23 protein-coding genes are annotated in these 26,463 nt (G+C 65.3%); 20 read left to right on the plus strand and 3 right to left on the minus strand.

Going from position 1 to position 26,463, the window contains the following annotated elements:
- Positions 1-134: 134 nt before the first annotated feature.
- The 13 genes from CS1GBM3_RS01125 to CS1GBM3_RS01185 all read left to right on the plus strand — a co-directional run bounded on the left by CS1GBM3_RS01125 (position 135) and on the right by CS1GBM3_RS01185 (position 15,477).
- The gene (locus CS1GBM3_RS01125; RefSeq protein WP_072390233.1) at positions 135-1,370 is read left to right on the plus strand and encodes a deoxyguanosinetriphosphate triphosphohydrolase; all 1,236 of its coding nucleotides are present in this window, start codon (positions 135-137) and stop codon (positions 1,368-1,370) included.
- 91 nt (positions 1,371-1,461) lie between these two features.
- On the plus strand, positions 1,462-3,222 hold the full coding sequence (argS, locus tag CS1GBM3_RS01130; RefSeq protein WP_072393409.1) for an arginine--tRNA ligase: 1,761 nt from the start codon (positions 1,462-1,464) through the stop codon (positions 3,220-3,222).
- A gap of 182 nt (positions 3,223-3,404) precedes the next feature.
- On the plus strand, positions 3,405-5,153 hold the full coding sequence (locus CS1GBM3_RS01135) for an SPOR domain-containing protein (RefSeq protein ID WP_072390236.1): 1,749 nt from the start codon (positions 3,405-3,407) through the stop codon (positions 5,151-5,153).
- A 14-nt stretch (positions 5,154-5,167) separates the two neighbouring features.
- Positions 5,168-6,202: a beta-N-acetylhexosaminidase gene (gene nagZ / locus CS1GBM3_RS01140; RefSeq protein WP_072390239.1), complete on the plus strand. Its 1,035-nt coding sequence runs from the start codon at positions 5,168-5,170 to the stop codon at positions 6,200-6,202.
- 63 nt (positions 6,203-6,265) lie between these two features.
- Positions 6,266-7,129, plus strand: coding sequence for a segregation and condensation protein A (locus CS1GBM3_RS01145; protein ID WP_072390242.1), 864 nt, complete (start codon positions 6,266-6,268; stop codon positions 7,127-7,129).
- An 82-nt stretch (positions 7,130-7,211) separates the two neighbouring features.
- The gene (scpB, locus tag CS1GBM3_RS01150) at positions 7,212-8,081 is read left to right on the plus strand and encodes an SMC-Scp complex subunit ScpB (protein WP_083566936.1); all 870 of its coding nucleotides are present in this window, start codon (positions 7,212-7,214) and stop codon (positions 8,079-8,081) included.
- A gap of 157 nt (positions 8,082-8,238) precedes the next feature.
- Positions 8,239-9,402 carry an ABC transporter ATP-binding protein gene (locus CS1GBM3_RS01155; protein WP_244534514.1) on the plus strand — a complete coding sequence of 388 codons (1,164 nt, stop codon included), beginning with the start codon at positions 8,239-8,241 and terminating at the stop codon, positions 9,400-9,402.
- Between the two features lie 136 nt (positions 9,403-9,538).
- The gene (gene tatA / locus CS1GBM3_RS01160) at positions 9,539-9,751 is read left to right on the plus strand and encodes a twin-arginine translocase TatA/TatE family subunit (protein ID WP_072390245.1); all 213 of its coding nucleotides are present in this window, start codon (positions 9,539-9,541) and stop codon (positions 9,749-9,751) included.
- Positions 9,752-9,786: 35 nt separating this feature from the next.
- Entirely contained in the window at positions 9,787-10,257 is a 471-nt protein-coding gene (gene tatB / locus CS1GBM3_RS20005) for a Sec-independent protein translocase protein TatB (RefSeq protein WP_072390247.1), read from the plus strand.
- The gene (gene tatC / locus CS1GBM3_RS01170) at positions 10,257-11,087 is read left to right on the plus strand and encodes a twin-arginine translocase subunit TatC (protein ID WP_072390250.1); all 831 of its coding nucleotides are present in this window, start codon (positions 10,257-10,259) and stop codon (positions 11,085-11,087) included. The genes tatB and tatC overlap by 1 nt, the downstream gene beginning before the upstream one ends.
- A gap of 225 nt (positions 11,088-11,312) precedes the next feature.
- Positions 11,313-12,611, plus strand: a complete 1,299-nt coding sequence (gene serS, locus CS1GBM3_RS01175) for a serine--tRNA ligase (protein ID WP_072390253.1) — start codon at positions 11,313-11,315, stop codon at positions 12,609-12,611.
- Between the two features lie 149 nt (positions 12,612-12,760).
- Positions 12,761-13,561 carry a 5'/3'-nucleotidase SurE gene (gene surE / locus CS1GBM3_RS01180; protein ID WP_072390256.1) on the plus strand — a complete coding sequence of 267 codons (801 nt, stop codon included), beginning with the start codon at positions 12,761-12,763 and terminating at the stop codon, positions 13,559-13,561.
- Positions 13,562-13,830: 269 nt separating this feature from the next.
- Positions 13,831-15,477: a M23 family metallopeptidase gene (locus CS1GBM3_RS01185; RefSeq protein WP_072390259.1), complete on the plus strand. Its 1,647-nt coding sequence runs from the start codon at positions 13,831-13,833 to the stop codon at positions 15,475-15,477.
- 155 nt (positions 15,478-15,632) lie between these two features.
- On the opposite strand, the gene CS1GBM3_RS01190 is transcribed toward CS1GBM3_RS01185, so the two are convergent.
- Complete coding sequence (locus tag CS1GBM3_RS01190; RefSeq protein ID WP_072390262.1) at positions 15,633-16,538, minus strand: ATP-binding protein; 906 nt, start codon at positions 16,536-16,538, stop codon at positions 15,633-15,635.
- Positions 16,539-16,823: 285 nt separating this feature from the next.
- Between CS1GBM3_RS01190 and yajC the strand changes: the two genes are divergently transcribed.
- The 6 genes from yajC (at position 16,824) to CS1GBM3_RS01225 (ending at position 23,282) form a co-directional block, all read left to right on the plus strand.
- Positions 16,824-17,168, plus strand: a complete 345-nt coding sequence (gene yajC, locus CS1GBM3_RS01200) for a preprotein translocase subunit YajC (RefSeq protein WP_072390267.1) — start codon at positions 16,824-16,826, stop codon at positions 17,166-17,168.
- A 65-nt stretch (positions 17,169-17,233) separates the two neighbouring features.
- Complete coding sequence (secD, locus tag CS1GBM3_RS01205) at positions 17,234-18,871, plus strand: protein translocase subunit SecD (protein WP_072390269.1); 1,638 nt, start codon at positions 17,234-17,236, stop codon at positions 18,869-18,871.
- Positions 18,872-18,886: 15 nt separating this feature from the next.
- Positions 18,887-19,861, plus strand: coding sequence for a protein translocase subunit SecF (secF, locus tag CS1GBM3_RS01210; RefSeq protein ID WP_072390271.1), 975 nt, complete (start codon positions 18,887-18,889; stop codon positions 19,859-19,861).
- A 19-nt stretch (positions 19,862-19,880) separates the two neighbouring features.
- On the plus strand, positions 19,881-20,255 hold the full coding sequence (locus tag CS1GBM3_RS01215; protein ID WP_072390273.1) for an Mth938-like domain-containing protein: 375 nt from the start codon (positions 19,881-19,883) through the stop codon (positions 20,253-20,255).
- Positions 20,256-20,268: 13 nt separating this feature from the next.
- A complete protein-coding gene (locus CS1GBM3_RS01220) occupies positions 20,269-21,144 on the plus strand; it encodes a phytoene/squalene synthase family protein (protein WP_072390275.1) in 876 nt (291 codons plus the stop codon).
- 41 nt (positions 21,145-21,185) lie between these two features.
- Positions 21,186-23,282: an SGNH/GDSL hydrolase family protein gene (locus CS1GBM3_RS01225; protein WP_210186192.1), complete on the plus strand. Its 2,097-nt coding sequence runs from the start codon at positions 21,186-21,188 to the stop codon at positions 23,280-23,282.
- 18 nt (positions 23,283-23,300) lie between these two features.
- Here the strand turns inward: CS1GBM3_RS01225 and CS1GBM3_RS01230 are convergent, their stop codons facing one another.
- The gene (locus tag CS1GBM3_RS01230) at positions 23,301-25,163 is read right to left on the minus strand and encodes an ABC transporter transmembrane domain-containing protein (RefSeq protein WP_072390286.1); all 1,863 of its coding nucleotides are present in this window, start codon (positions 25,161-25,163) and stop codon (positions 23,301-23,303) included.
- 316 nt (positions 25,164-25,479) lie between these two features.
- Between CS1GBM3_RS01230 and rpmE the strand changes: the two genes are divergently transcribed.
- A complete protein-coding gene (gene rpmE / locus CS1GBM3_RS01235; RefSeq protein WP_072390289.1) occupies positions 25,480-25,707 on the plus strand; it encodes a 50S ribosomal protein L31 in 228 nt (75 codons plus the stop codon).
- A 75-nt stretch (positions 25,708-25,782) separates the two neighbouring features.
- Here rpmE and CS1GBM3_RS01240 read toward each other — a convergent pair whose 3' ends face one another.
- Complete coding sequence (locus CS1GBM3_RS01240) at positions 25,783-26,334, minus strand: protease adaptor protein RcdA (protein ID WP_072390292.1); 552 nt, start codon at positions 26,332-26,334, stop codon at positions 25,783-25,785.
- Between the last annotated feature and the right edge of the window lie 129 nt (positions 26,335-26,463).

Consider the following 26,463-nt stretch of genomic DNA (forward strand, 5'->3'; position numbering starts at 1 on the left):
GCGGGGTTTCGCATCATGCGCAGGTCGCCTCGTGCAAGCAAAGTCTGATACGAAGATAGTGGCCGTCCGGTTCAAGTCAAATGCCGTCGCGAGCCGGCGAGAAGTCGGAATTTGGGTAAGTCTTTCAGGCTGGTATGAGCAAGGCAAGGCAGGATCAAACGGATAGTCCGGCTGCGTATGGCGGTGCGCTTGCGCCCGGAGAGCGCTCCCCCGCGCCCTATGCGGCGAGCGCTGTCGCCTCGCGGGGCCGGCACTTTCCCGAGCCCGACTGCCCGACGCGCAGCCCCTTTCAGCGGGACCGTGATCGCATCCTACATTCGACGGCGTTCCGACGGCTTATCCACAAGACACAGGTGTTCGTCTTTCACGAGGGCGATCATTTTCGCACGCGCCTGACGCACAGCCTGGAGGTGGCACAGATCGCACGCACGATCTCGCGGCAGCTTCGACTCGATGAGGACCTGGCAGAGGCGCTGGCGCTTGCGCACGACCTTGGCCATCCGCCGTTCGGGCACGCGGGTGAGCGGGCGCTCGACAAGCTCATGGCGCGCTTCGGGGGCTTCGACCACAACGCCCAGAGCCTGCGCGTCGTCATGGCGCTCGAGCGCAAGTATCTGGCGTTCGACGGGCTCAACCTCACCTGGGAGGCGCTCGAGGGGCTTGCCAAGCACAACGGGCCGATCGTGGATGCTTTGCACGAGCCCGTGCGCAAGGTCATTCGCAAGCTTGAAGCCTGGCAGAGCCTCGATCCTGCGCGCTGGGCCTCGGGGGAAGCACAGGCGGCGGCGCTGGCGGACGATATCGCCTATGTCACGCATGACATCGACGACGGTTTGCGCGCCGGGCTGTTGACGCTCGAAGACCTCGCCAAGGCGCCGCTCGCCGGCTCGATCGTCGAGGCGCTGCCGGCGGGAGAGGGGCAGGGCCGACGCAGCCGCCTCACCTACGAAGTGACGCGGCGCATGATCACGCTGCTCATTCACGACGTGGTGCAGGAAAGCCGTGCCCGGCTTGCGGCGCTTGGCCCCCGCTCGCCGGATGACATTCGCGGGGCGGGCGACGCGGTGGTTGCCTTCTCGCCCCGCGTCGCGGCCGATCTCAAGGCGCTCAAAGCGTTCCTGATGCAGCGCGTCTACCGCAGCCGGAAGGTCATGCACGTCATGGATGAGGCGGAGGCGCTGATCGCGCGGCTGTTCGAGCGCTATCTGGAGGACGCTTCGGCGCTGCCGGACGCGTGGCGGGCGGCCCAGGACGGGCTTTCGGAGCGTACGCGCGCCCGCGTCATTGCCGATTTCGTGGCCGGCATGACGGATCGCTACGCCATCGACCAGCACCGGCTCTTGTTTGACGCCACGCCGGAATTGCGATAGCCGGGCCGATGCCTTTCTGCCCGTTCCGGGCGAACCACGCGCACGACCTTGAGGTGGTAGCGCGGTAATGATCAGATCAGGACGCTATTCGATGAACGTGTTCGCGGAGGTCGAGAGCCGGGTGCTCGCCGCTCTCAGAGGCCTTCAGGAAAAAGGTGTGCTGCCGGCGGAGCTCGACTTCTCCAATGTCGCCGTCGAGCAGCCGCGCGATCCGTCGCACGGCGACCTTGCCTGCAACGCGGCGATGGTGCTCGCCAAGCCCGCGCGCATGAAGCCGCGCGACATTGCCGAGGCGCTGGCCGAGGCGCTTCGGCTCGACGGCGACGTTGTGTCGGCCGAGGTCGCGGGGCCGGGCTTCCTCAACCTGCGCATGCGGGATGCATTCTGGCACGACGTGGTGGCGGCGATCCTGCTCAAGGGTCCGCAGTATGGCGCGTCTGACGTCGGAGAGCATGCGCGCACCAACGTCGAGTACGTTTCCGCCAACCCGACCGGGCCGATGCACGTCGGTCATTGCCGTGGCGCCGTGTTCGGCGATGCGCTCGCCAACCTCCTGACGTTTGCCGGCTATGACGTCGCGCGCGAGTACTACATCAACGACGCCGGCGGCCAGGTCGACGTGCTCGCGCGTTCGGCGTTCCTGCGCTATCGCGAAGCACTCGGCGACGACATCGGCGAGATACCCTCCGGTCTCTACCCGGGAGACTACCTGAAGCCGGTGGGCTCGGCGCTCGCCGAAAGATACGGCCGCGCGCTGCTGCAAAAGCTCGATGACGAGTGGCTGCCGCTGGTGCGCAGCTTCGCCATCGATGCCATGCTGGCGATGATCAAGGACGATCTTGCTGCTCTCAACATCAAGCACGACGTCTTTTTCTCGGAGCGCTCGCTGACGACGGGTCGCAAGAACCAGATCGAGGCGGCGATTGCGGCGCTCGAAGCCAAAGGGCTCATCTTCCAGGGGCGGCTCGATAAGCCCAAGGGCCACGACGACGAGGAATGGGAGGACCGCGAGCAGACGCTGTTCCGCTCGACCGCCTTCGGGGACGATGCAGACCGGGCGCTCAGGAAATCCGACGGCAGCTACACTTATTTCGCGGCCGACATTGCCTATCACTACGACAAGCTGCAGCGCGGCTTCCGGCACCTGATCAACGTGTTCGGCGCCGATCACATCGGCTACATCCCGCGCATGAAGGCGGCGGTGGCGGCGCTCTCGGACGGGCAAGCCGACCTCGACATCAAGGTCTGCCAGCTCGTGAAGCTTTTCAAAGCCGGCGAGCCGTTCAAGATGAGCAAGCGGGCCGGGACATTCGTCACGCTGCGCGATGTGGTGGACGAGGTCGGGCGCGATCCGGTGCGCTATATGATGCTTTACCGGAAGAATGATGCGCCGCTCGATTTCGACTTCGCGAAGGTGACCGAGCAGTCGAAGGACAATCCGGTGTTCTACGTTCAATACGCGAATGCGCGTGCGGCCTCGGTGCTGCGCAACGCGCGCGAAGCGTTTCCGGATCTCGAGGTAATACGCGACGGCGTCATCACCGCCGACCTGTCACGGCTTACGGACGCGGGCGAATTGGATCTCATCAAAAAGGCCGCGTTTTTCCCGACCCTGATCGAGGGCGCGGCGCGCGCGCATGAGCCGCACAGGCTCGCCTTCTATCTCTATGATTTGGCTTCCGCTTTTCACGCCCATTGGACGCGTGGCAATGATTTGCCACAATTGCGCGTTATCCAGCCGGACGATCGGGGGGTAACGACGGCTCGGTGCGGGCTCGTGGCTTCGCTCAAGCAGGTGTTATCCTCAGGGCTGACGGTGCTCGGAGTCGGGGCGCCGGAGGCAATGCGCTAGAATCTCGATTCGGGGGCAGTGTCGAGACGCATCGGTCAACCGAACTTCGACATGGGGTAGAGAAGAAGCGTTGGCGGCCGTGCCGCTGGCGTTGAAGTTACCGCCGAATGGCTTGCCGGCGGGGCAGCGGCTGCCGGTGCCGAGATCGTGCTTACTAGAGCGCGACGTGGGGTTCCGAAGAGATGACACGGTATAGCAATCCTCTGCCGCACAATCAGATTCCCAACACGCAGGGACGCCCTGCTGGGGCTCAGCCTCAGGCGCCTCATGCCTCGCATTACGAGCAGCCGGGCTGGCCGCAGCCCGCGCAGCCGGCTTCTCCTCATCGCAATGCTCGCCCGGCGGCCCCAGCCTATGGGGATGCGGGCGCTTACGGCGCTGATCTTCAGTCCGGTGGGCGTGCTGCCGGCGGGTCGCAGAGCCACGATCCCTACGCGGCCTTGAGGCCGGACGGCTATGGGTATTCCCAGCCGCAGCAGCCGGCTTCGGATCCCTATGGTCTCGCGGGCTACACGGCGCCGCAGCCGGCGCCGAGCTATGCCTCCCGCGCGCCGCAGGCGCCGGCTGCTCCGCAGCCTTCCTACGGCACTCCGGCCGATCCATACGCGCCGTCGCTCAACGGATACGGGCAGGGGCAAGCGTCTTCGCCGGCACCCTCGGCCAATGGTTATGGCCATGCGAGCGGCGCATCGTCGGCCTATGCCCAGCCTCAGACGCGCGGCTACGAGCCGAGCTTCGGTGGTACGTCGGCGCCTGCGCCGTCCCCGCAGCTCTCCTACGGCAACGAATACGCGTCGGCACCCGGCGGGCAGCATGGCGCTGCCGGCGACCAGTGGGGCTCGCCCAGCCTCGGTGGTCTCGACACGCACGATTACGGCCAAGGCTATGGGGCCCAGGACCAATGGGGCGCTGATCCCTATGGCGACCCGCAGCTCGATCCTCAGCTTGGCCCGGCGCCTGGCTATGAGAATGGCCAGCAGCACGCGACGTTCGACCAGAGCTACGCCGACGACGAGGCGCAGTACGAGGATGAGCCGCGGCGCGGCGGCTGGAAGAAGGTCGTGGGGCTCGTGGCCTGCACCGTGCTTCTCGGTGGCGCCGGCACAATCGCCTACAACAGCATCCTGGGGCCGAGTGGCAGTGACACGACACCGCTCGTCAAGAGCGCGTCCGGGCCGTCGAAGGTCAAGCCGTCCGAGCCCGGCGGCAAGCAGTTCGCTCATACCGACAGCAAGATCATGGGCCGTCTCGGCGACGGCGGCAGCGAGCCAAACTCCGATCCTGCAGGCGTGCGCCGCGTGCCGGTGATGACGGTCGGTCGCGATGGCTCGATCCAGGCACCACCGACGGAGCCCGAGCAGCAGACGGCTGGCGCGGTTTCGGTCCCCGGCCTGACGGTGATCGATGGCTTTGGCAGTGGCCCCTCGCCGACGCGTTCGGCCGGGCCGGGCCAGGCTTCTCCGCCGGTGCAGATGGCGGCGCGGGCAGACAGCAGCGGGCCGGTGACGGTCTCGCCGCCCGCCAAGAAGATGGTCGACACGGCGCCTGCCGAGACGGGCGCGGTCGAAGCTCGGGCGCCGGCTGCCGCCGCTCCGAAGGCTGATCCGCCGCCGAAGAAGAAGGTCGCCGCCGCGACGCCTGCGTCCACTGGGCCGCGGCCGACCGGCGCCGGCTACGTGGCCGTGCTGGCCTCGGTGCCCGCCTCCGACAGCAGCCGCATCGATGCGCTCAAGCAGTTTGCCGACATGCAGCAGCGGTATAGCTCGATCCTGGTCAACAAGACCCCGGACGTGCAGGAAGCGAACCTTGGCGAGAAGGGGACCTATCATCGCCTGCTCGTGGGGCCGCCCGGCTCGCGGGATTCGGCCAGCTCGCTCTGCTCGCAGCTCAAGGCCGAAGGCTACAGCGGCTGCTGGGTGACGGCATACTGATCTGATCCAACTCCATGGCCTATGCCTTCATCACCGGCCTGGCAGGCGAGACGCTTTCGCCGGCTGAAGCCAGCTTCCTGAGGTCCGCCCCGCCCGCGGGCCTCATTCTCTTCGCGCGCAACTGCACCAGTCACGAGCAGATCCGCCGCCTCGTCGCGGATGTGCGCGAGGCCGTCGGCGCAGGCGACGATTTTCTGGTGCTCATCGATCAGGAGGGTGGGCGCGTACAGCGCCTGCGGCCGCCGCTCGGGCGCGCGCTGCCGCCGGCACAATCCTACGCTCGGCTTTTTGCGGAGGATCCGGCGCTGGCGCGCGAAGCGGCGTTCCATGTTGCGCGCCTTGTCGCCGATGATCTCCGGAGTCTTGGCATCAACACGGATTGTGCGCCGGTGCTCGACGTGCCGATCCCGGGCGCGCATGACATCATCGGCGACCGCGCCTACGGCACCGATCCTGAGCAAGTGGCGGCGCTGGGGCGAGCCGTGGCCGAAGGGTTCATGGCCGGCGGCGTGCTGCCGGTCATCAAGCACATCCCCGGACACGGGCGCGCGACGAAGGACAGCCACCACGATCTTCCAATCGTGACCGAGCCGCACGCGGTGCTGACCGCGACGGACTTCGCGCCCTTCAAGGCGCTTGCCGATATGCCGGCGGCGATGACGGCGCATGTGGTGTTCACCGCCATCGACGAGGCGCAGCCGGCGAGTACGTCGCGCCGGGTGACGCGGGAGATCATACGCGGCGAGATCGGCTTCGACGGCCTTCTGATGAGCGACGACCTCAGCATGAAGGCGCTCTCGGGGGCGTTCGGCGAGCGGGCACGGGCGGTGCTGGCGGCGGGCTCGGATCTGGCCCTCCACTGCAACGGGGTGCTCGCGGAGATGGAGGAGGTGGCTGCCGCCGTGCCGGAGCTTGCGGGGGATGCTCTGCGGCGATTCCACGCGGCTGCGGCTGTCCTCAGACGGCGCGATCCTTACGATTTGGCCAAGGCTGAGATGCAACTCGGGCTGGCCATCGGAACCGACAGACGGCATGCTGAATCAGTGTAGTGTGCGCACGAGATAGAGCTGGTGTGCAGCTTGCGCCTTTGATGGCGCCGTTCAGCAGGGCCAATGACGGACGAAATCGGACAGCAGATCGGGGACGAAGGACCGGGCTGGGAAGCGCCTGATGGCGACCTCGCGCCGGCAGCGTCCGAAGCGCTTATCGTCGATGTCGGGACCTTCGAGGGGCCTCTCGATCTCCTGCTGGCGCTGGCGCGTACGCACAAGGTGGATCTCTCGAAGATCTCGATCCTTGCCCTGGTCGATCAGTATATCGCCTACATCGCGGAGGCGCAGCGGCTCAAAATCGAGATCGCCGCTGACTATCTGGTGATGGCGGCGTGGCTGACGTTTCTCAAGTCGCGCCTGCTTCTGCCCAAGGAGAAGGAGGAGGGCGAGGAGCTTTCCGCCGACGAGATGGCGCAGCGGCTGGCGTTCCGCCTCATGCGGCTCGAGGCGATGCGGCGCGCCATCGGCGAGTTGATGACGCGCAAGCGGCTCGGTCGCGACGTGTTTCCGCGCGGCATGCCCGAGCGCATCGAGACCGTGAGCGAAGTGCGCTGGACGGCCGAGATCTACGACCTGCTCAAAGCCTATTCCGAGCTGCGTCGGCGCACGGTCAAGGTCACGCACGTCGTCAAGGCGCGACGGGTGTGGTCGATCAAGCAGGCCCGAACCAAGCTCGAGGGTCTGGTCGGGCACGAGATCGGTGAATGGGTCGAGCTCGAGCAGTGCCTCAAGACGTATCTCGCGACGGAGGAGGAGGACAAAACGGTTCTCGCAAGCTCCTTCGGTGCCACGCTCGAGATGGCGCGCGAGGGCATGATCGAGCTCAAACAAGAGGCGCCGTTCTCGCCGATCTACATGCGCCGGCGCGAGGATGGTGCCGAGTGGGAGCGCGTGGAGGTGGTTCTCGGCGGGCCGCAGACGTGATGCAGCCCGCGTAGGATGAGCATGAGCGCAGGACGAGCGCGTGCTTCACAGCACGACCGCTGCGCCGGACAGGGAAGGCGACATGGTTCCGCCGAAACTCAGAGTTGTGACGCGCGACGGCGTCGAGGACGACGGCGCGCTCGATGAAACGGAAGCGCCCGAGGCCGTCGAGCTTGCGCGCGCGCTGTCGGAGGTCGAGGCGGCCGAGGCGGGGCTTGCGCCCACGCCAGAGCAACGGCTCGAGGATCAGCGCATCGTCGAAGCGCTGCTGTTTGCTTCTCCCACGCCGCTCGACGAAGCCTGGCTTGCACAGCATTTGCGCCACGGCAGCGACATCGGCGCGCTGCTCGCCGACATCAAGGCGATCTATGCGCCGCGTGGCGTCAACCTCCTGCGCGTTGCCGGCAAGTGGGTGTTCCGGACCGCGGAGGATCTCGGCTATCTGCTCGAGCGGCATGCCGTCGAGGAGCGGCGGCTGTCGCGGGCGGCGCTCGAGACGCTGGCCATCATCTCCTATCACCAGCCGGTGACACGGGCCGAGATCGAGGAGATCCGCGGCGTGACGACCTCGGTCGGGACGCTCGATATTCTCATGGAGGCGGGCTGGGTTCGCCCTCGCGGGCGCCGGCGTGCGCCCGGCAAGCCGCTGACCTACGGCACGACCGAGAGCTTCCTCGCGCATTTCGGGCTCGACAGCGTCAAGGATCTGCCGGGGCTCGCGGACCTCAAGGCGCAGGGTCTGCTCGACGGGCATCTGCCGCCCGGATTTACGGTGCCCGATCCCTCGATCGCGGCCTCTCTGATGCCGGACGAATTGCCGCTGGAGGATGCGCCTGACGAGGCGGAAACCGGCGAAGAGGCCGAAGAGGAGGAGACGGCCGAGGACGAGGCCGTCGAGGGCCGCGCCGATGGCGACTTGCCGGATGGCGACGGCGAGAGTAAGCCAGACTGAACTTGTCAACTTTTGCAGGATTTCCTGCGGCCGTAGTCCTGTCCTCCTCATCCGGACGCGATCCACCGAACGGACGTCTAGACTCGTTACGGATCGTTTGCGCGCCACGGCGCGCGAGGCTGGGAGGTCACGCTTCGGGATCGGGCCGGGTTCACGCGTGACGAATTGGTTCATCAGCACATCGGGTAAGACGCGCTCGGGCGAGCCTGCGCCCGGTAAGGCGCGCGTGCGTGCCGGGGCGACGTTCGCCGCTAAGCTGACATTCGACGCAGTTACGAAAACCTACGGGGAGCGACCGGCGGTCGACGCGCTGTCGCTCGAGATCGCGCCGGGTGAGGTCGTGTGCCTGCTCGGCCCGTCGGGCTGTGGAAAGACGACGCTGCTTCGGCTTGCAGCTGGCATCGAGCGCCTTACCAGCGGGCGCATTCTGATCAGCGATCGTGAGGTGGCGGGGCCAGCGCGTTTCGTGCAACCCGAGGATCGCAGCGTTGGCCTGATGTTTCAGGATTTCGCGCTGTTCCCGCATCTCAGCATTCTCGAGAACGTTGCGTTCGGGCTCAAGGGGTTGCCGCGCGAGGAAGCGCGGCGGGAGGCGCTTTCCATCCTGTCGCGTGTCGGGCTCGAGCGGTATGCGGACCAGTATCCGCACATTCTCTCCGGCGGGCAGCAGCAGCGCGTGGCGCTGGCGCGGGCCATCGTGCCGCGCCCGGCCGTCATGCTGATGGATGAACCCTTCTCCGGTCTCGACGTGCAGTTGCGTGACGCCATGCAGGAGGAGACGCTGGCGCTGATCCGCGAGACGCGCGCAACGTGCATGATCGTGACGCACCATCCCGAGGAGGCGATGCGGCTCGGCGACCGGATTGCCGTGATGCGCGCGGGGCGGATCGTGCAGACAGGACGCGCCGAAGATCTCTACAACAATCCGGCGGCGTTGTTCGTCGCGCGGCTGTTCTCGGAGATCAACGAGGTGGAGGTGCCGGTGCGGGCTGGGCAAATCGCCACGCCGATCGGCCGGTTGTCGGCACCGGGGTTAGCGGACGGGGCGCGGGCGACGCTTTGCATCCGTGAGCGGAGCGTGGAGCTGGTGCCAGCGAGCGGCAACGGCAAGGACGCGGGAACGGCGCTCAAGGGGCGCATCCGGAGCGCAAAATTCCTGGGCGATGCCGTGCGTTACGAGGTGGCGGTGGAAGGCTTCGATGCGCCGCTGAACGCGCGAACGGTCTCGGGGCCGCAGCTCAAAGAGGGCAGTGAGGTCGCCGTGCGCATCGATCCAGTCGCGGCGCTCGTCTTTCCGTCAAATGACGACAAAACACCTTGAATTTCAAATTGGTAATGCCCACGTGCGGGAACGTGGCGCGCTTGCAGCTCACAAGTGTTTCTGCGATAGTGCACGCGAAAAGACAGCAAAATTAAATGGCGCTTAGCGTCGATGCTGGCCCAGAAGGAGGCCCTCCATGGGGTTGAGTGCGACCCATCTCCTGTTGTTGCTCGTCGTCGTCGTCCTCTTGTTCGGACGCAATAAGATCTCGGATCTCATGGGTGACGTTGCGCGTGGCATCAAGAGCTTCAAGAAGGGGCTCAATGAGGACGAGACGCCGATCGCTGCCGAGCCGAAGGTGATCGACAACACGGTTCAGGCCGAGCGCGACAAGTCGAAAGCGGGCTGACCGCCTTCGGTGCGGCCGGAAATCGGGACGTTCCGATGTTCGACGTGAGTTGGAGCGAGCTGCTCATTCTAGGCCTCGTGGCGCTTGTCGTCGTGGGGCCGAAGGAGTTGCCGCGTTTTCTCAATACGCTTGGCAAGTATGCGGGCGTGGTGAAGCGGCAGGCCAACGAGTTCCGTGCGGTCTTCGAGCAGGCGATGCGCGAAGCCGAGATGGAAGATATCCGCAAAGAGGTCAATTCGGTCCGCGACGGCGTGAAGGCTTCGCTGGATCAGGCGACACGCTCAGTCGAAGGCGTCAAGGACGCGGCCAAGGTCGATATTGCCGCCGCTGCTCCCCCGGCTCAGATCGCGTCTGATGGCACCTCGCCTGCGGAGAGTGTGCCGGCTGTGGCATCGGATGCGCCGCCGGCCGCAACGCCTGTGGAGCCCGATCCGGTTGCGGCACCGACAGAATCCGACAAAGAGCCTGAGGCGGTTTCCTCCACTTCCAAGGCAGGGGCGGCTTGATGCAGGAAAGCCTGCCGCGTCCAGGACAGGACGATATTGACGCTTCGAAAGCGCCGCTGCTCGACCACCTGATCGAGCTGCGTCAGCGGCTGATCTATTCGGCTGCCGCGTTCCTCGTCACGTTCCTGCTGTGCTTCTCGGTTGCACGCTATATCTACGAAATACTGGTGTGGCCCTACGTCTGGGCGTCCGGTAGCGATCATGTGCGCCTCATCGCGACGCACTTCCTCGAGCAGATCTTCACGCACTTGAAGCTCGCACTGTTCGGCGCGGCGTTCCTGTCGTTCCCGGTGGTCGCGGCGCAGATCTATAAGTTCGTCGCGCCGGGTCTCTACAAGAACGAGCGGCAGGCTTTTCGGCCGTATCTCATCGCGACGCCGGTGTTCTTCGTGCTTGGGGCGGCTGTGGTCTACTTCGTCGCCATGCCGGTGTTGATCAAGTTCTCGATCGGGCTTGCCCATACGGCGAGCGCGTCGGGACCCGCGACCATCGAGCTGATGCCGAAGGTCTCGGAGTATCTGTCGCTTATCATGACGCTCATCTTCGGCTTCGGCATCTGTTTCCAGTTGCCGGTCGTGCTGACGCTGCTGGCGCGCGTCGGCATCGTTACAGCGGACACGCTGCGCCGCGGGCGGCGGTTCGCCATTGTCGGCATCTTCGCCGTGGCGGCCGTGCTGACGCCGCCTGACGCCATCAGCATGGTCATCATGGCGATGCCGACGGTGCTGCTCTACGAGCTTGCTATCATGGCCGTTGCCTGGGTTGAAAAGCAGGAGGCGGCGAAGCGCGCCGAGCAGGATGGATCGGCGCCCGGTGGGGCCGCGACTTAGAGCGCAGTCCCGCTCTCGTTTTTCAGGATTTACGCTGCAGACTGGTAGGGTTCGCAACGATCGTGGTCCAGGTCTCTGGACCGCGCGCACTGGGCAGCCTATACCGTCGCCGTCGGTTCGTAGCGGCGCCCCACTCTCAGTTGATACGTCCGGGTCAAGGCGAGAGCATTCCGCTCTCGCTGAGCGGTCGACGGGCCGCTGCCGTTGAGCTTCAGGGAAACAGCCGTGTTCGACATCAAGTGGATCAGAGACAACGCCGAGGCGTTCGATGCGGGCCTCAAGAGCCGCGGCCTCGAGCCGGCAAGCGCCAAGCTGCTCGAACTCGATGAGGCGCGGCGGCGCCATCTGACGAAGCTGCAGGATGCGCAGAGTCGCCGTAACGCCGCGTCCAAGGAGATCGGCAAGGCGAAGGCTGCCAAGGACGAGGCTCTGGCCGTTAAGCTGATGGCGGAGGTAGCCGAGCTCAAGGAGGTCATCCAGGGCGGCGAGGAGGAGGAGCGGCAGCTCACCGCGGCGCTCGAGGCCGCGTTGGCGGTGATCCCGAACCTGCCGCGCGCGGACGTTCCTGTCGGTAAGGACGAGACCGACAACAAGGAGGTGCGTCGCGTCGGCGAGCCGCGCGCGTTGGACTTTGAGCCGAAGCAGCATTTCGAGATCGGCGAGGCGCTGGGTCTCATGGACTTCGAGACCGCGGGCAAGGTGTCGGGTGCGCGTTTCGTATTTCTGAAGGGCGCGCTTGCGCGGCTCGAGCGCGCGATCGCGAGCTTCATGCTCGATCTGCATACTGGCCAAGCAACAGAAGATCTCGGCGGCTACTCGGAGACCAATCCGCCGCTACTCGTGCGCGACGAAGCGGCCTATGGCACCGGCAACCTGCCGAAGTTCGCCGAGGACCTGTTCCAGACTACGAACGGGTATTGGCTGATCCCGACGGCCGAGGTGTCGCTCACCAACCTCGTGCGCGAGCAAATCCTCGACGAGGCGCAATTGCCGATGCGGCTCACGGCGTGGACACCGTGTTTCCGCTCAGAGGCGGGGGCCGCCGGCCGCGACACGCGTGGCATGATCCGCCAGCATCAGTTCTCGAAGGTCGAGCTGGTGTCGATCACGACGCCCGAAGAAAGCCTCGCCGAGCACGAGCGCATGACCAATTGCGCCGAGGAGGTTTTGAAGCGGCTTGGCTTGCCTTATCGCACGGTGCTGCTTTGCACGGGCGACATGGGCTTTGCCTCGCAGAAGACCTACGACATCGAGGTTTGGCTGCCCGGCCAGAATGCTTACCGCGAGATTTCGTCGTGCTCGGTCTGCGGCGATTTCCAGGCACGGCGCATGAATGCTCGCTATCGCCCCAAGGGCGCCAAGGATCTCAAGTTCGTGCATACGCTGAACGGCTCGGGGCTCGCGGTCGGGCGCACGCTGGTGGCTGTGCTAGAAAACTATCAACAGGCCGACGGGTCCGTCATAATTCCGGAGGCCTTGCAGCCCTACATGGGCGGGATTTCGCGGCTCGAGAAAGCCTCGTAGGACTGCCTTGAACGGCGGTAAGGCTGCGACGAGCTGCGGCGCCTGCCGCTTGACCGACGTGCTATCCTGTCTCGAACTGGATGGCTGGCCAAGCGGAGCAAGGACACGTTCCGCATTGTGTCCGTAACGACGTTGGGTGCAGGTTTCGCATGCGCATTCTGGTGACGAACGACGACGGGGCGGGCGCGCATGGGCTCTCCGTGCTGCACCAGATTGCACGCTCGCTCTCCGACGATGTGTGGATCGTGGCGCCCGAGATGAACCAGAGCGGCGCCTCGCATGCGCTGACGCTACAGGTGCCGCTTCGCTACCGCGAGGTCGGCGAGCGGGCTTTCGCCGTGCGCGGCACGCCGGCTGATTGCGTGATCATGGGCATTCGTCACGTGCTCAAGGACAAGGCGCCGGATCTGGTGCTTTCGGGCGTCAACCACGGCTCCAACCTTGCCGAGGACGTGACCTATTCCGGCACCATCGCGGGGGCCATGGAGGGCACGCTGCTCGGCGTCCGGTCCATCGCCATGAGCCTCACCATCGGGTTCGATCCCGAGGGCAAGCAGCATTGGAAGACGCCGCTCGAGTACGGTCCGCGCATTGTCGAGCAGCTGCTGGCCGGCGAATGGCCGGCGATGACGCTCATGAACGTCAATTACCCGGACCTTGCGCCCGGCGACGTCAAAGGCATCGCGGCGACGCGGCAGGGACGGCGCGACCAGGGTGGGCTTCACATCGAGGAGCGCAGCGACACGTGGGGTGATCCCTACTTCTGGGTCGGCTTCAAGCGCCGACGCATGGACCCGCCTCAGGGAACGGACCTGCGTGCAATCGCTGATGGTCTGATCTCGGTGACGCCACTCCATCTTAACCTTACGCACGAGGCGACGCGTGAAAGTCTCGGAGCATCGCTATCGCTTGGCGAGGCGGAAGGGACGCGCCGCAAGGGCGCCGGCTAAGGGATCGTTCGTCGGCTGAGTTAGCCGCCAAGTCGCCGAGATTTCTCCGTCATCGCAGCACAATCTCAGCGTACACGATACGTGTGCGGGGTACCGGATTTCCGGTCTGTTTGAGAGCGTCGACCTACCCACTCTTCCCGCTCAGGACGATTCGTGGATCGGCCCCGTTAAGGTTCCCTTAACGCGTTAAGGGTTACCTGAAATGGGTATTCAGGGTGAGTGGCATGTTTAGTTCTTTGCGTAAATGTCATCTATTCACCATTGAGGGGATGAAGGCGGGGGTCGCGATAGCCTCTGCCTCGGCCGCTTTGGCGGGATGCAGCGCAGACATCTCCAGGTTCGACCTGGGGTATTCAGAGGGTGCGCGCGCCCAGTCTTCGGGTTCCTCCTATGGCACGACAGGGCGTACGGCTTCGGCCGAGTACGGCTCCTCCGGCTATGATCGCCCGACGAGCGGCGGCAGCAGTGTGTCGCGCTCCGACCTCGCACCGATGACGACGGCCGCCATCCATCAGCCGCAGCAGAGCGGTTCCTACGGCGGCAGCGGCAGCTACGGTGGGCAGGGTAGCTCCGGGCAGAGCAGCCAGGGCAGCGGCGGCTACAGCGCCGCCCCGAGCTACGGCTCCGGCGTGCAGCAGGATCGTTCCTACGACAATAGCTACAACTCGGGGGCATCCTCGCGCGGCTCCTCATACGGAAGCGCCTCGTACGGAAGCTCTGGCTCCTACGGCGGGGCTTCGACGAGCACGCCGCGGGCGCCCGATCCGGCGCCGCAGTACCAGACCGCTGCTCGTACACCGCCGAGCGCCGATATGGGCGCGTCGGGTGAGATGATCGAGGTGCAGCAGGGCGATACGCTCTATTCGCTGTCGCGACGTCACGGCGTCTCCGTCAACGCGCTCATGTCCGCCAACGGGCTCACCTCCAACAGCCTCAGGCCGGGGCAGCACCTGCGCATGCCGAGCGCCAGCACACGTCCGCCGGCGGCGACGGTTCCGGCGGCCCCGCCGCGCGAGAATTACGAGGTAGTGGCCGTGCGTCCGGCTCAGGCGGCGGAGGCGCCGTCCGATTGGACGCGCCGGTACACCGTGCGCCAGGGTGACTCGCTCTACGCGATCGCGCGGGAGAGTGGCGTCAAGCTCTCCGATCTCGAGCGCTACAACGGCATTGCGGACTCGCGGCACGTGAAGCCTGGCACGGAGCTCAAGCTGCCGGCGTCGGGCTCTCACATGGCTGAGACGGACACCGCACCTTCGGCACCGGTCGCCCAAACCGCTCCGACCGAGGAGACCGTCGCGGATGCGGCGCCAGCGGCGCAGACGCCCGTGCCGACGCCCGGCGTGGTCAGCCTCGGCAGCCAGCCGAGCGCGCCCGCGGCTCAGTCCACACCGCGCCAGCCGACCTTGCTCAATGGCACCGGTACCGCAGGTCTGACGCCGCCCGAGCGTGAGCGCGTGGCACGCGTCGAGACCAACACGGCAACCGATGCTGCGGTCTCGCCTATGTCGACGGACAATTCGACGGCGGTGGCGGGCTTCAGCAAGCTTCGCTGGCCGGTTGCAGGCAAGATCATCAGCGGGTTCGGTCCACGTCCGGACGGAACGCACAACGACGGCGTCAATCTCGCGGCGCCGATGGGCACGGACATCCATGCGGCCGAGGGCGGCGTGGTGGCCTACGCGGGCGACGAGCTCAAGGGCTACGGCAACCTCGTGCTGCTGCGGCACGACAACGGCTGGGTGACCGCCTACGCGCATGCCGACGAGATCCTCGTCAAGCGCGGCGACCGCATCAAGCGCGGTCAGGTGATCGCCAAGGCCGGCCGCACGGGGCAGGTCGAGCAGCCGCAGGTGCATTTCGAGCTGCGGCAGGGGCAGAAGCCTGTCGACCCGTCCCCGTTCATGGAGCGGTTGTAGAACAGGTTTGAAACGGCGTGCTTCAGAAAGTCTTCTCCCCTTTCTGAAAGCACACTAGGCAACGGGCAGCAGGATGCGGGTCGCCGACAGCGGTCGGGTTATGGCGATCTCCCTGCTGCCCGTTCTCGTTCTGGCGTCAGAGGACGATTAGGGACCTAGTCCTTCGCCGCCGGCTCATCGAGTGTTTTGCCAAGGCGCCCTGCGAGATCCTGCGTGAACTGCCAGGCAACGCGGCCCGACCGGCCGCCGCGTGTCACGCTCCATTCCAACGCTTCGCGCACCAGCTCCTCGCGCGCAATCGGCAGAGCAAAGTGTGCCGCGTAGCCTTGCACCATGGCCAGGAACTCGTCCTGGCTGCAGTTGTGGAAGCCGAGCCAGAGACCGAAACGGTCTGACAGCGAGACCTTCTCTTCCACGGCCTCCGATGGATTGATCGCCGTCGAACGCTCGTTGTCGACCATGTCGCGCGGCATCAGGTGGCGACGGTTAGAGGTTGCGTAAAAGAGCACGTTCGACGGGCGGCCCTCGATGCCGCCTTCGAGCACCGCCTTCAGCGATTTGTAGCTCGTGTCGTCACGGTCGAAGGAGAGGTCGTCGCAGAAGACGATGAAGCGGTGCGGAGCGTCGCGCAGCATGGACAGCGCGGCGGGGAGCGTCGCGATGTCCTCGCGGTGAATCTCGATCAGCTTGAGCCCGGCTGCTGCTTTGCCTTTCCCCTTGCGCTTTGCAAGCGCGGCCTGTGCCTCGGCGTGCGCCGCCTTCACGAGGCTAGACTTGCCCATGCCGCGGGCGCCCCAAAGCAGGGCGTTGTTGGCGGGCAGGCCCTCCGCGAAGCGGTGCGTGTTGTCGAGCAGCTGGCGGGCTGCGCCGTCGATGCCTCTCAACAGCTGAAGCGGCACCCGATTGACGGTCGGGACGGGCTGAAAGCCGAGCGTCGCAGCCTGCCAGACGAACGCGTCGGCGTCGTCAAAGCGCGGAGCCGTGGGCGGGGGCGGTACCAAGCGCTCCAGCGCGGCGGCAATGCGATCGAGGCGGGCGGCGAGGTCCAGGTCCGAGCTCATGATTAGGTTTGCTTTGTATTTCAGGCTTTTGGCGGGCGTGTCGCAGGCGACCGCCGGCCTTTTCGCCGACGCTCCGGCCCTCTATACTCCGGATAGCGCCCAGCGGGCCATAGCACGTCTCGACGAGGTATTCGCGAGCCGCGTGCGAGGGTTGCAAAGCGGGGCCCGCCCACTATAGTCGCGCCGAACTTTGGCGGCGGCTTGCGGGGAGATTTCGCCCGGCAGGGCTCGTCGCGTTTTGCGTCATCCAAACCATACCGGCGATCCTGCAAGGACCAGTCCCACATGTTCATCTCTTCGGCCTACGCACAGACCAGCAGCCCCCTATCGGATCCGTTTACCGGGCTCCTCATTCCGATGCTGCTGATGGTGCTCATCTTCTACTTCCTGGTGATCCGGCCGCAGAGCCAGCGCCAGAAGCAGCATCGCGAGATGGTCGATAAGGTGCGCCGCGGGGATACCGTGGTGACCTCCGGCGGCTTCATCGGCAAGGTGGCGCGTGTGCCGGACAACTCGGATGAGATCGAGGTCGATCTGTCGGATACGCTCAAGGTTCGCGTGCTCAAGAGCACGCTCATCGACGTACGTTCGAAGAGCGAGCCCGTGAAGGACGCCACCGTCGCGAAATAAGTTTGAGAGGCAGGGCGCCCCAGACGCGCCCGCACTCGACGTTTAGGGGATAGGTTCGTTCCGCCATGCTGCATTTCGAGCGTTGGAAGATCTTCGCGATCGTGGCGACGGTGTTCGTCGGTATCCTGTTCGCGCTGCCCAACTTCTTCTCAAAGGAGACGGTGGAGTCGTGGCCGAACTTCCTGCCCAAGCGGCAGATGCCGCTCGGCCTCGACCTGCAGGGTGGTGCGCATCTGCTGCTTGCTCTTGATCAGAAGGAGCTGCGCACGGATTGGTTGAACAATCTGCGCGAGGACGCGCGCCGGAGATTGCGTGAGGCCAAAATCGGATTCTCCGCGATCGGTGTCGCGGGGGATGCCGTGCAGGTGCGTCTCGTCAAGCCGGAGGAGACGGACAGAGCAATCACCGAGCTCAAGAAGATCATTCAGCCCATCGGCAACCTGATGATGGGCACGGCGCGTAACGATACCGAGGTCGAACGCGGCAACGAGCCGGGGCTCATTCTGTTGCGGCCGACCGAATTCGGAATCCAGGAGCGGCTCTCGCATGCGGCTGCCGCCTCCATCGAGACCATCAACCGGCGCGTCAATGCACTCGGCACAGCGGAATCGACCGTCGTGCAGCAGGGCCGCGACCGCGTGCTCGTCCAATACCCAGGCCTGTCCGACACGACGCAGCTCAAGGAGTTGATCGGCAAGACGGCCAAGCTGTCGTTCCATGCCGTGCATCCGACCGTGACGGCTGACGAGGCGAAGCTGTCGCGCGCGCCGCCCGGCTACCGGATCTATGAGGCGGCCGAGGAGGAGGAAGGATACCAGTCGGCGTACGTGCTGCAGGACGTGGCGGTGGTGCAAGGCGACGACCTGGTGGATGCGCAACCCGCTTTCGATCAGCAGACCAACGCGCCGATCATCACCTTCCGCTTCAATCAGTCGGGCGCGCGCAAGTTCGGCAACTTCTCAAAGTCACACGTGGGCGAGCCGTTTGCCATTGTCCTCGACGACAAGGTGATCTCGGCGCCTGTAATCCGCGAGGCGATCCTCGGCGGCTCGGGCCAGATCTCGGGCAACTTCACGGTCGAGAGCGCCAACAACCTCGCCATTCAGTTGCGCTCTGGCGCGCTGCCGGCGAAACTCACGATCGTCGAGGAGCGCACGGTCGGGCCGTCGCTCGGTGCTGACAGCATCGAGGCGGGCAAGCTTGCGGGTATTGTTGGGCTCGTCGGCACGCTCGCGGTGACGGTTTTCGTGTACGGCACGTTCGGTGTCTACGCGGTTATCGGCCTGCTTGTGCACGGCTTTCTCATTCTTGGCCTGATGTCGGCGATCGGTACGACGCTGACACTGCCCGGCATCGCGGGTTTCGTGCTCACCATCGCCATGGCGGTCGACGCGAACGTGCTGATCTACGAGCGCATCCGCGAAGAGCTGAGAGCAGGACGAACGCCGGTGGCCGCGATCGAGACAGGCTTCCGTCGCGCGTTCACGACAATCATCGACAGTCAGCTCACCACGCTGGCCGCTGCCTTGATCATGTTCTGGCTGGGCTCCGGGCCGATCCGCGGTTTCGCCGTGACGCTGTCGCTCGGTATCCTGACGTCCGTGTTCGCGGCGGTCACGGTGACACGGTTGCTGGTCGCCATGTGGCTTAAAAATGCGCTTAAGGGCGCCAAGCGGACGACGTCGGTCTCTGTTCCGATTTAGGGAAGGTCTAACTCCATGTTTCTGGTGCCCGATTTCAAGGGTCACGACTTCTTTCCACACGGCATGCGGTTGCCGTTCATGCGGTTCAAGCTGCCGTGCTTGATCGCGTCAGTCGTGTTTTCCGTGCTCTCGATCGTGCTGATCTCTGTCAACGGCTTCAACTACGGCGTCGACTTCAAGGGCGGCTCGATGATCGAAGTCCGTGCCAAAACCGGCAGCGCCGACGTTAGCGACATGCGCTCGACGCTCTCGGGGCTGGGGCTCGGAGATGTTCAGATCCAGAGCTTAGATACGCAGGGTGATGTGCTTATTCGCGTCGAGCAGCAGCCGGGCGAGGAAGAGGCGCAGCAGGCTGCGGCGAAGAAGGTGCTCGAGGCGCTTGGTCCGGATTTCGAGCTCAGGCGGATCGAGGTGGTCGGTCCTGCCGTTTCCAGTGAGCTTAGGACCACTGGTCTTATCGCCGTTATTGCCTCGATGGTGGCTATCGTCCTGTACGTCTGGTTCCGCTTCGAATGGCAATTCTCTGTCGGCGTCGTCGTAGGACTCATACACGACGTTCTGATTACGGCAGGCGTGTTCTCGCTGTTCTGGCTGCAGTTTGATCTTTCGATCGTTGCGGCGCTGCTCACCATTCTCGGGTATTCGGTCAACGACTCCGTCGTCGTGGCCGATCGTATCCGCGAGAACCTGCGCAAGTACAAGAAGATGCCGTTGAACGAACTGCTTAACGTGTCGATTAACGAGACGCTTTCACGCACTATTCTGACCGGTGTGACGACGTTGATCGTGCTCTTTGCGCTGTTCTTCCTTGGCGGGGAGGTGATCCGGAACTTCACGTTCTGCATGCTGTTCGGCGTGGTACTTGGCACGTACTCCTCCGTCTTCATCTCGGCGCCTCTGATCGACTATCTCGGCATTACGCGCGACTGGAGCGGTGATGCCGTGAAGGCACCCCCGAGTGCCGGTAAGCAGGCGGCAACGGGCTCTTAAGCCATCGAAGGCGGTTCCCATGAGGGCACGTGCGCATCTTCCGCAGCAGGTGCCCATCGATGCCTACGGTAACGGCGGGTTCCGCTTCGGCGGCATGAGCCACAAGGGCTCGATCCTGTGTCTCCCTACCGGCATCTGGGCGTGGTCGGTCGCGAGTGTCGAGTCGCTCGATGTGACCTCGTTCGGCGAGGTGCTGGCGCTGCGTGACCAGCTTTCGTTGTTCTTTCTCGGCACTGGAACGGCGCTCCTACCGACACCGCGCGACGTGCGCGTGGCTTTCGGAGATGCAGGCGTCGCGCTCGAGGCCATGGATACGGGCGCAGCGGCGCGCACCTATAATATGCTACTTGCTGAAGGGCGGCAGGTCGGTGCCGCGCTGATCGCGGTGGCGTGAGAGAGCGCTTGCGATGAGCGATCCCGGTACGCGGATCTCCGAACAGGCGGCTGCCGCGCCCGAGCCCGTGCAAGCGGTTCTCGAGTCGGCGCGCAGGTATGCGCGTGATCGCTATCTCTCGGCGTTGCTGGCGCCGCCGGCCGCGCGGAGCGATCTTGTGATTCTCGCTGCGTATCTGGGTGAGGTCGCGCGCATCCCGTTGCTCACACAGGAAGCCGGCATTGCCGAGATCCGTTTGCAGTGGTGGCGGGATGCGCTCGCGGCTTCCGGCCCATCCGGGCATCCGGTTGCGGACGCTGTCCGCGACGTGCAGCACCGCCGGGGGCTTGACCCTGCTCTCGTCGCCATGCCGATCGAGGGCACGTCACGCGAGCTCTACGAGGATGGCATCGTGGATGCTCAAGGCCTCGAAGACTACGCTGCGGAGACGGATGGTGCGGCCGTCCGGCTTGCGCTTGCGATCTTGGACAGCGTCGAAGACCCCCATGCCGCCCGGCTCACCGAAGGTGCCGGTCGCGCTCTGGCTTTCACGCGGCTTGCGCTCGCCTTGCCGCAACATCTGGCCCACGGTCGGTTGCCGCTGCCCGCAACATTCCTCGGCTCCGAGCGCGATCCGCGCGGGGCGGCGCCGGCGGAAGCCCGTGCAGTCATAGGGGTGCTTCTCTCGCGTCTCGAAACCGAAGCGCTAGGCGCTCGCGCGGACGTGCGGGGCCTGCTCGCCAGGGTTGAACGCCGGGTTTTCCCTGCAATTCTCCCGCTTTGCCTTGTTCGGCCCTATTTCAAGGCCATCATGGCGCCAAAGCGGGATGTTCTCGTCGACCTCGCGGATATCTCTCCGCTGGGACGTGTGATGAGACTGTGGTTCGCTCACTGGCGGGGGCAGATTTAAGCCGGTCGAGCGGAGATCGTCTGGAACCTGAGCGAGGCAAGGTGCGGCTTTTCGTTTGCTCACTCGTGACGGCGGTCGTTCTGGCTGGCGCGGCTGCCGCGCAGCCTGTCGACGATGCCTACCGCCCGCCACCTATTCCGGATGCGGGCGGGTTCCGTCAGTATCAAGATCCGGCCGAAGCGCCTTCCACGCATCCGTCTCGTACACCCTCGTCGATCGGCGACGCTATCGATCCTCTGCTTGCGCCCCCCTCGTTCTATCGCGAGGCACCGCCGCCGCCGGCCGTGGAGATCGAATGGCGGGTCGAGAATCCCTTCCGGTTCTTCGTCGATCCGAAAGATACCGAGGTGCATCGGGCGACGTATCTTTCGCTGAGTCCCGAGCAGCGCGAGTCCGCGCCCGTGCTCGCGTCCGAGCATGCGCTTGCGCGCCGGCACGAGTCGGGCTGGGCGGAGAGCATGTACCGCAAGACGTGCTGGGCCGGATCGCGCAACCGCTACGTCTGTCCGGACAAGAGCGATTACGTCAACCCGCAGTCTCACCGCGTCGTGGTGACTCTCAAGGGCGTCGTCGAGCCCGACCTCGATTGCCGCTGGGTGTCGGCCGAGCTTCGCGAACCCGGCGAGCAAGCGGGCGCGGAAAGCGCAATCACGCAACCGTGCGGCGCGCCCATCGTTCTGACCGCGCCTTATCCGACCGGTCTCGCCGTGCGTGTCGAAATCGGAGGCATGGCGGTTGCCTCGACTGAGGTCAAGGTCACGGACCTGTTCGTGATTGGCATCGGTGACAGCTTCGGGTCGGGCGAGGGAAACCCGGATGTGCCGGTTCGTTTTTCGCCGGAGCGCACTGTCGAGTACGGAAAGGGCGGCGGGGGAAGCGGCGATCTCACCGGCTATCCGGCGCGGGCGGGCTCGTGGAAGCAGATCGGTGATGCCAAGTTTTTGGAGGGTAATGCGCGTTGGCTCGATCAAGCCTGCCACCGCTCGCTCTACTCCTATCAGCTTCGTGTCGCGCTGGGGCTCGCGGTGGAGGATCCGCACCGCGCCGTGACGTATGCCGGCTTTGCCTGCTCGGGTGCCGAGGTCACGTGGGGCCTCTTCCTGCGCTACAAGGGCAACGAGTGGGTGCCGAACCCGCCCGATCTGTCGCAGATTTCCGCTGCCGCCGACGCGCAATGCGGGAAGCAGGATGCGCCCAAGGTCGATATGCCCGAGGCGTATCACATGAACGGCGTCATTCCCGAGCTGCAGGGCGGGCTCACCCTCGATAAGTGTCCGGTGGAGAAGGCGCGCAAGATCGACCTCGTGCTGGTGTCGATCGGCGGCAACGACATCGGCTTTGCGCGCCTCGTGGCCAACGCGGTGCTCGCCGACAGCTCGCTCGTACGCAGCCTCGGCGGCTGGTTCGGGCAGGTGCACGGCAACCGCGAGAGCCAGGAACTGCTGACGCGCCTCGATCAACGCTACAAGGCGTTGAACCGGGCATTGCACGGCATCCTGCATGTGCCGTGGCAGGAGAGCGACCGCATCATTATGACCGCGTATCCGCCATTCGCGCTGCTCGACGATGCAGGCAACATGTGCCGGGACGGTACCGCGGGCATGGAAGTGTTCAGCGAATTTCGCATCACGCAGAAGGCGGCGCTGTCGAGTTCGTGGCTCGCGGACAAGCTCGACCGGGTCATGAAGCAAAGCGCGAAGGCGCACGGCTGGACGTATGCCGACGTGCATCGCAGCACATTCATCGGGCGCGGCTTGTGTGCGGGGCATTCGAACGGGCTCGGGCCGCTCGTCGACGATCTTCGGCTGCCGAGGCTCCGGAATGGAATCTGGCAGCCCTACAATCCGGTGCACTACCAGCCCTATGCGGCGCGGCTGCGCTGGTTCCGCACGCCGAACGATGCGTTCCTGACCGGCAACTTCCATGCTGCGGGCTCGGTGATGCAGAACGTGCTCAAGCTGCAGAGCTTCTCCTGGTTCCAGGTGCTGCTCGCTGCGACCTATGGCGGTGCGTTCCATCCTTCCGCGGAGGGGCATGCGGCGATGGCGGATGCGGCGCTCCTGCGGGCGCGCGCGGTTCTCGCGCGGCATGGCCAGCACTCGGCGTCGACGCCTGAGGCCGTGAGCGCCGTGCCTTAAGTTTCGCTGCGCGCGCTGTTACTCGGCGGCTTCGCTGCCGAACTGAAGCTCGGAGAGGCGTGCATAAAGGCCGCTTTGCTTGGCAAGCTCGGCGTGCCTGCCGCTTTCGACGATGCGACCCTTGTCCAGCACGAGGATGCGGTCTGCGTTCTGCACCGTCGACAGGCGATGGGCGACGACGATGGTCGTCCGTCCCTTGGTCAGGGTTTCGAGCGCGCGCTGCACCGCAATCTCGTTCTCGGTGTCGAGCGCGCTCGTTGCCTCGTCGAGCAGCAGGATCGGCGCATCCTTCAGGATGGCGCGGGCGATGGCGATACGCTGGCGCTGACCGCCTGAGAGCGAGACGCCGCGCTCGCCCAGGCGTGTGTCGTAGCCGTTCGGCAGGGCGCGAATGAAGCCATCAGCCTGAGCGGCAACCGCGGCGCGTATGACGTCCGCCTCGCTGGCGCCGGGCGTGCCGTAGCGAATGTTCTCGGCCACCGTGTCGGCGAACAGCGCCACCTCCTGCGGGACGAGCGCCGTCACGCCGCGCAACTCGTCGAGGGCGACTGTCGAGATATCGACGCCGTCGATCAGCACATGGCCGCCAGTCGGATCGTAGAAACGCAGGATCAGGTTGAGGATGGTCGACTTGCCGGCACCCGAAGGGCCGACGAGGGCGATACGCTCGCCTGGCGCGACGCGGAACGAGACGCCCTCGAGCGCCGGTGTGTCGGGGCGGCTCACGTAGCCGAAGCGGACGGCGCGGAACTCGATCTCGCCTTTGACGGGCCTCGGCAACGGGACCGGGTTTGCGGGTGACTTGATCTCGGGCGCGATGGTCAGGAACTCGGTGATGCGCTCGGCCGCGCCGGCTGCCTGCGTGGTCTCGCCCCAGACCTCGGACAGCTCGCCCAGTGCGCTTGCTGCCAACAGGGCGTAGATCACGAACTGACTGAGGCGGCCTGCCGTCATCTCGCCGCTGACCACGGCGGCCGAGCCATACCACAGTACGCCGACGATGCTCGAGACGACGAGCAGGATGACGAGGCCGGTCAAGCCGGCGCGGGCGAACAGACGGCTCTTGGCGGCGGAGAAGGCGCGCTCGCAGGCGGTGGCGAAGCGGCGCGAGACCGCCTCCTCGTGGCCGAACGCCTGCATGGTGCGCACGGCTGCAAGGTTCTCGGCTGCGTACGCCGAAGCTTCGGCGAGCGTATCCTGCGCGGTGCGCGAGAGACGGCGCACCGTGCGCCCGTATCCGATCAGCGGCAGCACGATGATCGGGATCGCAATCAGCACCAGCAGCGATAGGCCCGGACTCGTGATCAGCATCATCACGAAGGCGCCGATCAGCATGATGGTGTTGCGCAGCGCTTGGGAGATCGCCGAGCCTGCGACGGCTTTGATCTGCGTGGTGTCGGCCGTGAGGCGGCTCATCACCTCGCCCGAATGTGTGCGGTCGTAGAAGTCGGGGCCGAGGCGCGCCAGATGCGCGAACACGTCGGAGCGCAGGTCCGCGACCACGCGCTCGCCGATCCAGTTGACGAGGAAGAAGCGGGAGGCGCTGGCTACTGCCAGCACCGCTCCGATCACGATCATCATCATGAAATACTGGTCGATCATGGCGCTGTCCTGGGCGCCAAAGCCGTGGTCGATGATGCGGCGGACCGCCATCGGCACGGCGAGCATCGCGAGTGCTGAGACGATCAGAGCTATGCCTGCGCCGACGAGGGGGCCGGGATGGCGGAGCAAATACGGTTTGAGGGCAAGCAGCGGACGCAGCGACCGGCGGCCAGATGCGTCCTGCTCGTCGTCAGAGGAGGGTGGGGAAGCCTGCCCGACTGCAGGCAGAGCCCCGGGGTTTTCCTGCCGGCTCACGTTTCGGTCTTTCGCGTTGGGCATTTCCTCGCCGCGCCCATTTGGGCACTTATTATTTTTCGGGACCATGCGCGACATGGGCGCCCGGCGTCAACGCTAACCGGGGGCGTCGCGCGGAATGCCGCGCATTGGCCCAGGCGGCGCCGTCGGCGCGCTGCGGGATAGCTAACCCGTGCTGCCAGCTTGGGTTTTCGGCGCTTGTGCGCAGAGGGCATCTCGACTATAGAAGCGCATCCAGAAATTCGGGGTCGTGCCGTCGGGCATACCGCCCTGTGTTGGTGCGCTGCGCCAGTGTTGCGCGCGGTCTCACCGCCCGGCCCCCTGTAGCGAGCATGAGCCCATGAAGAAAGACGCCGATGTGCATCCCGACTATCACCAGATCACGGTCAAGATGACCGACGGGACGCAATTCGTCACCTATTCCACCTATGGCAAGGAAGGCGACGAGCTTCACCTCGATATCGATCCGTCGTCGCATCCGGCCTGGACGGGCGGCGATCAGCGCCTCATGGACCGCGGCGGCCGCCTGTCGCGCTTCAAGAAGAAGTTCGAGGGCTTCCTCGGCTAAGGGCGCTTTACACGGCTCAAAACAGAAAGGCCCGGTTTCGACCGGGCCTTTTTCTTTGTGGGCTTTGGATTGCGCTCAGCGTGCGGCTGCGCGGCGGCCTGCGAAGGCGCGCTCCAGCGTGTCGAGCTGCGAGGCAACCGGGTTGAGGGCTGTTGACGATTGGCCGTCGGCGGCGACCGGCAGCATGGCACGGTCGAGTTGAACGATGCGGTCGTGGAGCTGGAAGCTGGCGTCGATCAAGTCGCGCAGTCCCTGGGGCAGCTCCGAGAAGCCCTTGGTGTGCGCCGGACGGCCGAGGGTCTGCAGCTTGACGCGGGCACGTTTAGTTTCGGCTTCTTCCGCCGTGATCTCGCCTTCCTTGAGGGCGCGGCGGATCAGGAGCCAGGACGCGAGCTCGAGCAGGCGCGTGGTGAGGCGCATGCTCTCGGTGGCATAGAGAACCGTGATCTGGCTCGGAAGGCCCTTGCTCTCGAGGCGGCCTTCGCCGTCGAGGTAGGTGGCGGAGCGCTCGACCAGGGCCATGCCCTCGGAAAATACGCGGTCGAACTGCTCGGAGGCCTGGAAGCGCTCTCCGAACGAAACCGTCTCGCTCGTAAACAGGGTTTCTACGCTGGAACCGTTGCTCATGACACGTATCGACACAGACGCCTACTCTTTGATCACCATAACATCGCCAGATCCTAAGAGGCCAGAGTTAACAAAATTGGCCAGGAAAGAGACAATCCAGAGGAATCGGGCGTTCCGGGACATCTTTGT

The organism is Hyphomicrobium sp. CS1GBMeth3, assembly GCF_900117455.1.
GTDB lineage: Bacteria > Pseudomonadota > Alphaproteobacteria > Rhizobiales > Hyphomicrobiaceae > Hyphomicrobium_C.

Excerpts from the sequence above, each read along its gene's own strand:
- scpB (WP_083566936.1), top strand. The coding sequence starts at position 7,212 with ATGGTTCCGCCGAAACTCAGAGTTGTGACGCGCGACGGCGTCGAGGAC.
- CS1GBM3_RS01220 (WP_072390275.1), top strand. The coding sequence starts at position 20,269 with ATGAGCGATCCCGGTACGCGGATCTCCGAACAGGCGGCTGCCGCGCCC.
- tatC (WP_072390250.1), top strand. The coding sequence starts at position 10,257 with ATGCAGGAAAGCCTGCCGCGTCCAGGACAGGACGATATTGACGCTTCG.
- CS1GBM3_RS01215 (WP_072390273.1), top strand. The coding sequence starts at position 19,881 with ATGAGGGCACGTGCGCATCTTCCGCAGCAGGTGCCCATCGATGCCTAC.
- CS1GBM3_RS01230 (WP_072390286.1), bottom strand. The coding sequence starts at position 25,163 with ATGCCCAACGCGAAAGACCGAAACGTGAGCCGGCAGGAAAACCCCGGG.
- yajC (WP_072390267.1), top strand. The coding sequence starts at position 16,824 with ATGTTCATCTCTTCGGCCTACGCACAGACCAGCAGCCCCCTATCGGAT.
- surE (WP_072390256.1), top strand. The coding sequence starts at position 12,761 with ATGCGCATTCTGGTGACGAACGACGACGGGGCGGGCGCGCATGGGCTC.
- tatB (WP_072390247.1), top strand. The coding sequence starts at position 9,787 with ATGTTCGACGTGAGTTGGAGCGAGCTGCTCATTCTAGGCCTCGTGGCG.
- CS1GBM3_RS01145 (WP_072390242.1), top strand. The coding sequence starts at position 6,266 with ATGACGGACGAAATCGGACAGCAGATCGGGGACGAAGGACCGGGCTGG.
- secD (WP_072390269.1), top strand. The coding sequence starts at position 17,234 with ATGCTGCATTTCGAGCGTTGGAAGATCTTCGCGATCGTGGCGACGGTG.
- argS (WP_072393409.1), top strand. The coding sequence starts at position 1,462 with ATGAACGTGTTCGCGGAGGTCGAGAGCCGGGTGCTCGCCGCTCTCAGA.
- CS1GBM3_RS01240 (WP_072390292.1), bottom strand. The coding sequence starts at position 26,334 with ATGAGCAACGGTTCCAGCGTAGAAACCCTGTTTACGAGCGAGACGGTT.
- secF (WP_072390271.1), top strand. The coding sequence starts at position 18,887 with ATGTTTCTGGTGCCCGATTTCAAGGGTCACGACTTCTTTCCACACGGC.
- tatA (WP_072390245.1), top strand. The coding sequence starts at position 9,539 with ATGGGGTTGAGTGCGACCCATCTCCTGTTGTTGCTCGTCGTCGTCGTC.
- CS1GBM3_RS01185 (WP_072390259.1), top strand. The coding sequence starts at position 13,831 with ATGAAGGCGGGGGTCGCGATAGCCTCTGCCTCGGCCGCTTTGGCGGGA.
- nagZ (WP_072390239.1), top strand. The coding sequence starts at position 5,168 with ATGGCCTATGCCTTCATCACCGGCCTGGCAGGCGAGACGCTTTCGCCG.
- CS1GBM3_RS01190 (WP_072390262.1), bottom strand. The coding sequence starts at position 16,538 with ATGAGCTCGGACCTGGACCTCGCCGCCCGCCTCGATCGCATTGCCGCC.
- CS1GBM3_RS01135 (WP_072390236.1), top strand. The coding sequence starts at position 3,405 with ATGACACGGTATAGCAATCCTCTGCCGCACAATCAGATTCCCAACACG.
- CS1GBM3_RS01125 (WP_072390233.1), top strand. The coding sequence starts at position 135 with ATGAGCAAGGCAAGGCAGGATCAAACGGATAGTCCGGCTGCGTATGGC.
- rpmE (WP_072390289.1), top strand. The coding sequence starts at position 25,480 with ATGAAGAAAGACGCCGATGTGCATCCCGACTATCACCAGATCACGGTC.